Genomic DNA, 8,769 nt, shown 5'->3' with positions numbered 1-8,769 from the left:
TCTGTCAACGAAAACCTCAACGCCAGGCATCTTCGTGATCTTCTGCCTTATCTTCGGTGAGAGGTCCGGGATGACCTTCCATAAACAGCAGCATGGACAACAATTGCATATTACTGTTGCACGGTCCTTGCTGTTGTTGCTTGTATGTACTAGTCCGGCCTCTTCGCTTTTTATTAATGCATGAATGGTTTCGTCAACGCTTGCCTTCCATGCGTATCCTCTGCTGACCAGGAATTCAGCTGTTCCATCAAATATCATGCATACATCAAGTGGTTTATTGTATTTATGGACACTTACACGACATGCACATTTGGTAAGTGCAATAAAATTGGCTTTTTCTATAAGCTTTTTTGCTTCTTCATAAGGGTGGATTACAATACTGGGTTCTATAAACGCATCAACAGGTAGTACACGCATTAAGGGTGTGGGATTGCCACTGAATGAGTTGCCTAATGCTTCATGGTGGTACTTTTCCCAGAGTTGTGCAAGTTGTGCATGAGTTTCTGAAGTCATGCCTTTCATAAACGGAAATTCAAATAGTCCGGGGATTGTCGGGACAAGCCCAAACAATATTTCATTATTTTTTTTAGCGGTATAAATAATCGCTTTATTGGCCATTTGTTCCAGTATTTGTCGGGTTGATTCTATGTCCTGATGTGCTCCTGATGCAATTTCTTCCACAGTTTTACCTTTAAAGCTCATGGCTGTTGCCAGTGTAGCCTCCTGGGGTGTGAAAAGTAAGTGTAAAATTTCCATGAATATTTTTGTTTTTGGGGCTGTGGATGGGTGGGAATCAAGTATTTGCTGCAATATATCATAACTATCCATAAATAAGACATCCTTTATCTATTTTTTATCTCTATTCTTAATATTACCTATTACTTTTTCTAAAAGTTCTAAAAGCGTGAAAAGCTGTTGTTGTTCTTCCAGTGAAAAGTTACTAAACAGTTTTGTATTCATTTTTTGTGAAATCTATGTAAATGATTTTTTCATGTTAAGTGCTTTTTGTGTAGGGGCAATTAAGCAACTTCTTTTATCATTAGGATTTTTTATACGCGTACAATAACCGTTTTTCTCAAGGTGCTTTACAATGAAGGTGATGGTTGATTTATCTTTATATATATATTATAATGAAATATCCTTATAAAGAGAGGGTGTCTGTGAAAGTAATAATTACAAACACATTACCAAAAGAAGGAGGTATATCTCTAATATTGACTTTTGCCAGTTCTTCTAATAAAAATAAATGTGCCAGATGGCGGATTCTTGAAAGGGAATATATAAAATTCTGACTGGTGATTTTCATATAGTTTATTACCAAACTATAATAGTTTGATACCAAAATAATAATATAAATAGAAATGTTAACATATTTCACATTAAATATATTTGGAATATTTTCTTGATTTTGAAGATTTTATGTTTAAAATTGTTTTTATGAATGCTATTGTACACAATAGACAATTGCTTCTGGTACTAACATTTGGTATTCTATTTGGGGTGATTGCTGCAATTGCTGCATTTGTCAATGCATACCAAGGGTATAGCCATTTTCCCCAAATAACCAGTACAAAAAAAATCCAGTTGTCATTATCGATTGCATTAGGAGCTTTTTTGCTGATCAGTGGAGGAGTGATTATTGTACTATTCTTTTTGCAATGAACTATAAGATACTCTATATAATACAACATTAACAAATTGTTGACAATTTATTGATGATTTTATTTTCTGGTTTATTATTTTTATGATATAGTTTTATGTATTTATTATAATTTAAGGTGATGGAGTTCGCCTTAAACCGCCCTAATGGGCTGATAACTCCTGCTGTATACAATGCCAATACCAGGAGGTATAATATGGGCGGACGTACAGAAATACAGATTGATGTAAAAAGCCACAAATTAACTCAAACTCTTGCTAATCTTCTTCAACTGATTGACCGGATGGGCAATGAGTATGAGATGTATAAAATCAAACTGGAAGAGATAGCAGAGCGTTATTCTCAGGGTAAAATTCATTTGGCAGTTCTGGGCCAGTTTAAAAGAGGCAAAAGTTCATTACTCAATGCACTGTTAGGTGCCAAGCTTCTCCCCACTGCGGTAATTCCATTGACATCAGTACCCACATACATCCGATACAGTGAACATCCGTACGTGCATGTTACATTTACTGGCAATACATCTGGTGATACCTTATCATCGGATAAACCTCAAGATATCCAAGAATTTCTTTCAATGTATGTATCTGAAGAAGCAAATCCCAATAATACTTTGAATGTTGAAGGGGTACAATTATATTATAATGCTGAGATCTTGAAGAAAGGGGTAGTACTCATAGATACTCCAGGTATAGGTTCAACTCACCGTCATAATACAGAAGCCACATTAAACTTTTTGCCCCAATGTGATGCAGCACTTTTTTTGATGTCTGCAGATCCACCAATTACTGAAGTTGAGCTTGAGTTTCTAAAACAGGTAAATACAAAAGTTAATAAAATCTTTTTTATCCTTAATAAAATTGATTACCTTGGTCAGGATGAGTTACAGGAAGTACAAAGGTTTATTACAAGGGTGATTCATGATAAAGCTGGCATAAAGGATGAAATTACAATCTATCCGGTTTCTGCCAAACAGGGTCTTGAAGCAAAGCTTTCAAATAACTCTTCATTACTTTCAAAAAGCAGGCTTGATCACCTTGAAGAGCATATTGTAAGCTTCATGGAGCAAAAGAAAGAGAAGGTGTTGCAGGCAAGTATCCCGCGAAAAAGTTTTGATATCCTAACTGATCTTGAGATGCAATTAAGGCTTTCACTGAAAGCATATACCATGCCACAGGAAGAATTGCACAATAAGCTTGTGCTGTTTGATGAAACAATACGGCAGGCAGAGCAGCAAAAAACATTTTCAGCTGATATCCTAGCCGGTGAGCGCAAACGATTGTTGGCGCTTCTGGAAGAGCAGGCGGAGAATTTACGTCAGAAAGGGCGTAAGTACCTTGAATCAGTAGCTGATGGATGCCTGTACGAAAGCAATACAATTGATGAGAATACTATAACCAGGGCACTGGCAGAGGCTATACCAGTTTTTTTTGAGCATGAGCTTGGCCAAATGTCGCTATTTTTTGACAATCATGTGGCGCAGGTTATTACAACACATCAAAAACGGGCAAGTGAGATAATTGACACTGTGCGTAGAGCTGCATCTGATTTGTTTGAGATTCCCTATATACCGCATACTCCCATAACAGGCATGGAGGTAACCAAGGAACCTTATTGGGTAATGCATCAATGGCGTTACTCCTTTATGGCAATTCCTGAGGAACTTGTTGATAAACTATTGCCAAAAAATATGCGTATCAAGCGAATCAAAAAAAGAATTGATCGCCAGATACATGCTCTTGTCCTTAATAATGTGGAAAATTTGCGCTGGGCTACTGTACAGAATCTGGATTCAACATTCCGAACAATATCGTTAAGCATTGATGAACAATTTGATCATGTTATTTCAATTACACGCAAAGCAATAGATGTGGCTGTTGAAAAGAAAAAAAACTATACTCATGAGGTTGCTGGGCAGATTGCCTACCTTGAGCAGCTAATTTCCGCACTTGAAGAGCATAAAAAGGATATTGCAGCATTCATTAAAGAACATAAAGTGTATGATATGAAATGAGAAAAAAAATGGGTTATCTACAAAATTATGGCGACAGCTCCGGCAAGCATTTGAATATCTTTACCGCAGAATGGGCGCAAAGTAGCATCACGTGAAATTTGTTTAAAAAAATTAAAACAGAAATATACCATTATCTGCATCCCTGAACCACGGCTTGCCAAATACAAATGGCCTGTAGAAATTGAGATTAGAAATAGCCTGCCTGAGTCAAATGTTGGCAAGATTCTTAAAAAGGAGCTGCGTACGGAAATAGCTAAGAAGAAATAATTATAGTTTTTGGAACACACCGGCAAACCAGCCCTGGCTGGTTTGCTCTTCTTTTAGTAGAAAGCTATGGTGACGAAAAGCATAAATGACCTCATCTTTTCTTTCATCGATTATGCCGCTTACAATGCAGTACCCACTATCTTTTGTAAGTGAAGACAGTTTGGCAGCATTGGCAACAATAAGTGTTGTCATAAGGTTTGCAGTTATGATATCATACTGCTTTTCTTGATTAAAATTCTTTATGTCACAGCATATCAGGTGTACTGGGTATTTCCCCTCAACATTTTTACGGGCACATTCGTATGCCTGTAGGCTTGCATCAAAGGCATCAATGTCTTTAACGCCCATAACTGCTGCAGCTATCGCCAGTATTCCAGTGCCAGTGCCAATATCAAGAAAGCTTATATCATCTTTATTTTTTTTAATACCGGTATGCAGTGTTTCGGCAAGCAATGCAAGGCACATATAGGTAGTGGGATGTTTTCCGTTACCAAATGCAGAAATGTAGGGCAAACTGAATTCATAGCGAATTACTGGCTCATGTAGTGCCAGTACAAAATCTATGGCAATGGTGTTGCCTGCAATGTGTATTTTAGCCTTGTCGCTGCCATAGACTGCTTGTGGAACTATCGCCTCAAATTCTTCTTTAATTAAATCATAGTATGCAGGTGAAGTGAATACAGTGCCACTGTAGTTATCAAACAGCTTGTACATGCTGTATCCTCTTATACACTATTGTAGCGATATCATAATATGTACTATAAATTCATCAAGAATTTTGTACGATAGTAACTGATATAATTTATTCCACTGGTAAAGTTATAGTAAATGTAGTTCCCTTGCCCACCTGGCTTTCAACATGTATTGTGCCATCATGTTGACGGATAATTCCAAATACAACTGCAAGACCAAGTCCGGTACCTTTGCCCTGGGGTTTTGTTGTAAAAAAGGGATCAAAAATTTTAGTTATATTCTCTTCAGGTATACCACAACCTGTATCCGTAACTTTTATCAGTACATTATTTTGATCTTTTATGTAATGTGTAGACACTGTCAATGTGCCACCATCAGGCATGGCATGTGCAGCGTTTTCGGCTAAATTGTTTATAACCGATCGCATATGATTGATGTCCACCATTAAAAGCGGTAGTGCAGGGTCAAGATGCCGCACTATGGTAATTGATCTAAAATTCATATGATTTTGTAAAATGGATAATGCAGAATCAATGATTTCGTTTATGTTTGCTAATACTTTTTCTGATTTTGTTTCACGGGCAAAATTTAATAAACCCTTAACTATTTCCCTGCATCGAATTGTTTCTTTAATAATTATGTGTAGATCTTCTTCAAAATCGGTGTCTTTTAAGTCTTCAAGCAAAAGGCTTGCATACGATAACACACCAGTAAGTGGATTGTTGATTTCATGAGCAATGCCTGATGCCATTCTTCCAAGTGATGCTAATTTTTCAGATTGTATTAAGGCGTTTTTTGTGTCCATAAGCTCACGATAAGATTGTTGCAGTTGGCGAGCAGTTGCCTTGAGCGAGTCTATTGTATATGGCAGACACATCTCACTTTCAGCCATTCCCATGTAAATTGCTATGGCGTGATCTACACAGGTATCATACCCACATGCTCCACAGTTGAGCTCATCTTCGGGCTTGTATTTGCCTAATCGCTCTAAAATTGACTGCACTGCTTCACGGGTAGGCCTGGGGAAACGTTTATCGTTTTCGTTAAAATGGATTTTACACTGCAGGTTGCCATATTGTTCAATATATTTACGCCATTCTTCTTCATTAAAGGTAGCATATCTTTTTTTCACATAGTTGCTGAGGAGAGCGCGCCGTGAAAAATGATTCATTGTTGTTGTCATGCCTGGACCCATAATGCAGCCATTACAGCATAAGATTTCCATTAATTTTATATCATGAGGATTTTCTTCAAATTCTTTAAGTGTGTGTACAAACTGTTTGGTGCCGTCAGTTGCAAAAATGTTATTTTCTAGCAAATCTTCATTCATGTCAGCTGCCTGTAACATTCCTCGCCCCAAAGGGAAAAGCATCCCTTTGCCTGAATGAGGAGGGTCAAAATCGGATGGATGAACTTGCGATGGGTAGATTGCGTAAAAGTCAAATAATTCTCGTAACTCAGCAAACGTTAATACTTCGGTAATTATTTTTCTAATATCAGGTCTTGATGCTTCACCTTTTTTTGCCAGGCATGGGCCAATAAATACCACAGGGATTTCATCGCCGTGGATTTTTTTTATAACCTCACCCATTGCAACCATTGGGGAAGGTATAGGTGGAAGATACGCTATGAGCTTTGGATGGTATTTTTCAATGTAATTGACTATCGCAGGGCATGAAGTTGATATGTATGTATTGTCAGGATTAGTGTATACTAAGTCTCTGAACTTCATTGCAACAATATCAGCACCAAAAGCAACTTCATATACATAGGTAAAACCTAATTGGCGCAGCATTCCTACAAATACTGTATGGTCAATATCGTAAAACTCTGCAGCAAAACTAGGAGCCACACATGCGGCAACGGGTTTGCTTGATGCAAGTAAATATAAAACCGTGTCTTTGGAATTATGAACCTTTTTTGCTTTCTGTGTGCATACCTTTACACAATTGCCGCAGCCAATACATCGATCATAGATAACCTCAGCCTGGCCATTATAGATGCGTATGGCTTTAGCCGGACATTCCCGTACACAGGTATAACACACCCTGCATTTTTCTTTAATGGTCTGTACTAATGGAATTTCCATGGTAAATAAACAAAGTTGTAATTATTATAAAAAAATAGCGCACTATTCAATTTTAAAAAATATTAATTCAAAACGTTGAGTGGTTATAGGTTTGTTTTTTCAAAGGCACAAGGGTATTTTTGTGCGATAGTTACTAAACAAAAATCCTACACAGGAAACGAAAGCAGTGCGCCGCAGTTCCTACATTTTTTTGCTCCGCGAAATTGCATTGTACCGCATTGGCTGCAGGTGAATAATTTTTCTTTGAGGGTAGAATCGTTATAAACAGTAGCATAGTGAATGCCACACTCCGCAGTAAAGACCACAGGGTGAAAGGATTGGATTGTTCCTATATCCCCACCTCGCATCTGTTCCTTCCACCAGATTTTGCACGGTATAATGCCTCATCGGCTCTTTTGAGCAATGTTTCCGGAGTGTCATCAATCCTGCAAGTGGCTATGCCAGCGCTTAACGTTGCAGATACCTTTTTCCCAGATTCAAGGTCATGCACATAGTTTTCAAAGCGAGTACGGATCTTTTCAGCAACAAACAGAGCGTCATCAATTCCGGTGTTGTTCAAAATTATCACAAATTCCTCACCTCCATAGCGGCATGGAATGTCATCACCTCTGATGGTGGATTTAAGTATCTTGGCAAATCCAGAGAGCAATCGGTCGCCTTCCATATGACCATACGTATCATTGAAATCTTTAAAGTGGTCAATATCTATCATAATAAGGGACACGGGATGATGATCAAATGATACGGTGCGTAATATTTCTGATAATTTTTCATTAAGGTGACGTTTATTATATAGGGTAGTAAGGGCATCAGTTACTGATAGTTTTTCAAGTTCAGCTTCTTTTTGTTTCAACTCTTCACTTTCATCGCGAATTGTCTTTATCCTATAGCCAAGGGCAAAGGAAAGCACCACCGATTCTATTGCTGAACCAATGAAAATAGCGTACTGAGTTGAGGGATTCTGAGGAAGTATACCAAGACCTCGTAATACAAATACCATTGCTCCACCCACAACAAATATCCATGCAAGCAGGAAGAATTTTGCAGGTGCAAATCCAGAATGAAGTGCAGCAATTGCGGCAGAAAGGATAAGAATATCTAAAACAAGTACAATATAATACAAAGCTGCATTTGTAATGAAGCGTTGCTGGAAAATGGCAAGGATAAGAACAATACACACAGGAATAGCAATAGCCAGCATAATTTTATAGTGTATAGGAGCATAGTGCCGTAAATTTAGGAATGAAACTACAAATAGTATTATGACTAAAAGCAATAACGCAACGATTAACGGAATCTGTGAAATCAAAAAGCTTCCTACTGCATTGTGGATGTACCTGAATTGGCCGGTTACAGTACCCTGATACATAAGCATCATAAACACATAGATAATATATATGCCATAGTTACGGTCTTTTAAGAACATGAAGATTGTAGCATTATAAAGAATCATGGATATTAGCACCCCTAAAGCTATGCTTAACACCAGCATGCGAAACATTCCCGTTGACCTGAAATCATCAGGTGCACGTACATAACAGGCAGTGGTGGGGAGATAGGGAGTGGCAATGCGAATATACAGTGGCCGTGAGTCATCAATTGTAGTGGGGAGCCTGAATGCCGGATTAAGAAAATGTATCTCATCTGAATTATTGTGAATTTGCCAGCCTCCCTTAAGCTTTACATATTTTTCATGCCCAGAATCAGTGACAGGATAATACACTTCTATGGTGCCTAAAGCTGAATTATCAAATTCAATGTAACGCGGCAACTCTAATGATTCAGCGCCGGTAGTAACTTTAAATCGGATCCAGAACGCTGAACGCTTTACCCCAAACTTAAAAGAAGAATGAGGATTTGGAGTGAATGTGTAATCATTTTTAAGTATATCTTCAAAAGTGAGTGAAAAAGTTTTATCCTCAAGATATTCAGAATATGGTGCAACATTGGCAGATGTAAAAGATTCGGAAATATTGATTGGCTCAAGAGCGTAAATTGAGCGGGGCAAAAATAAACATAAAAAGTACAGTAAGAGTATCAGCCTAATGC

6 protein-coding genes and 1 riboswitch are annotated in these 8,769 nt (G+C 37.8%); of the genes, 2 read left to right on the top strand and 4 right to left on the bottom strand.

Annotated elements, in window-relative coordinates; all coding sequences use genetic code 11:
- Positions 1 to 828: hypothetical protein (locus tag N3F66_13935; GenBank protein MCX8125244.1), on the bottom strand; the 828-nt coding region annotated here is incomplete at its 3' end.
- Between the two features lie 591 nt (positions 829 to 1,419).
- Here N3F66_13935 and N3F66_13930 point away from each other — a divergent pair.
- Together N3F66_13930 and N3F66_13925 are read left to right on the top strand one after the other, a co-directional pair.
- On the top strand, positions 1,420 to 1,662 hold the full coding sequence (locus N3F66_13930; GenBank protein MCX8125243.1) for a hypothetical protein: 243 nt from the start codon (positions 1,420 to 1,422) through the stop codon (positions 1,660 to 1,662).
- A 106-nt stretch (positions 1,663 to 1,768) separates the two neighbouring features.
- Positions 1,769 to 1,831, top strand: a riboswitch (Fluoride riboswitch).
- A gap of 25 nt (positions 1,832 to 1,856) precedes the next feature.
- A complete protein-coding gene (locus N3F66_13925; GenBank protein MCX8125242.1) occupies positions 1,857 to 3,671 on the top strand; it encodes a dynamin family protein in 1,815 nt (604 codons plus the stop codon).
- Between the two features lie 267 nt (positions 3,672 to 3,938).
- Here the strand turns inward: N3F66_13925 and N3F66_13920 are convergent, their stop codons facing one another.
- From N3F66_13920 to N3F66_13910, 3 genes are all read right to left on the bottom strand, one after another.
- Positions 3,939 to 4,652 carry a 50S ribosomal protein L11 methyltransferase gene (locus N3F66_13920; protein ID MCX8125241.1) on the bottom strand — a complete coding sequence of 238 codons (714 nt, stop codon included), beginning with the start codon at positions 4,650 to 4,652 and terminating at the stop codon, positions 3,939 to 3,941.
- 88 nt (positions 4,653 to 4,740) lie between these two features.
- Entirely contained in the window at positions 4,741 to 6,720 is a 1,980-nt protein-coding gene (locus N3F66_13915; GenBank protein MCX8125240.1) for an ATP-binding protein, read from the bottom strand.
- A 328-nt stretch (positions 6,721 to 7,048) separates the two neighbouring features.
- On the bottom strand, positions 7,049 to 8,769 hold a 1,721-nt coding region (locus tag N3F66_13910), incomplete at its 5' end, for a sensor domain-containing diguanylate cyclase (GenBank protein MCX8125239.1).

This window comes from Spirochaetota bacterium (assembly GCA_026414805.1).
Taxonomy (GTDB): Bacteria; Spirochaetota; UBA4802; order UBA4802; family UB4802; genus UBA4802.
The sequence above is the reverse complement of the archived record's forward strand: the minus strand, read 5'-3'. Positions and strand labels throughout refer to the sequence as shown.

Coding starts and splice junctions, on each gene's coding strand:
- N3F66_13930 (MCX8125243.1), top strand. CDS start 1,420: ATGTTTAAAATTGTTTTTATGAATGCTATTGTACACAATAGACAATTG.
- N3F66_13920 (MCX8125241.1), bottom strand. CDS start 4,652: ATGTACAAGCTGTTTGATAACTACAGTGGCACTGTATTCACTTCACCT.
- N3F66_13915 (MCX8125240.1), bottom strand. CDS start 6,720: ATGGAAATTCCATTAGTACAGACCATTAAAGAAAAATGCAGGGTGTGT.
- N3F66_13925 (MCX8125242.1), top strand. CDS start 1,857: ATGGGCGGACGTACAGAAATACAGATTGATGTAAAAAGCCACAAATTA.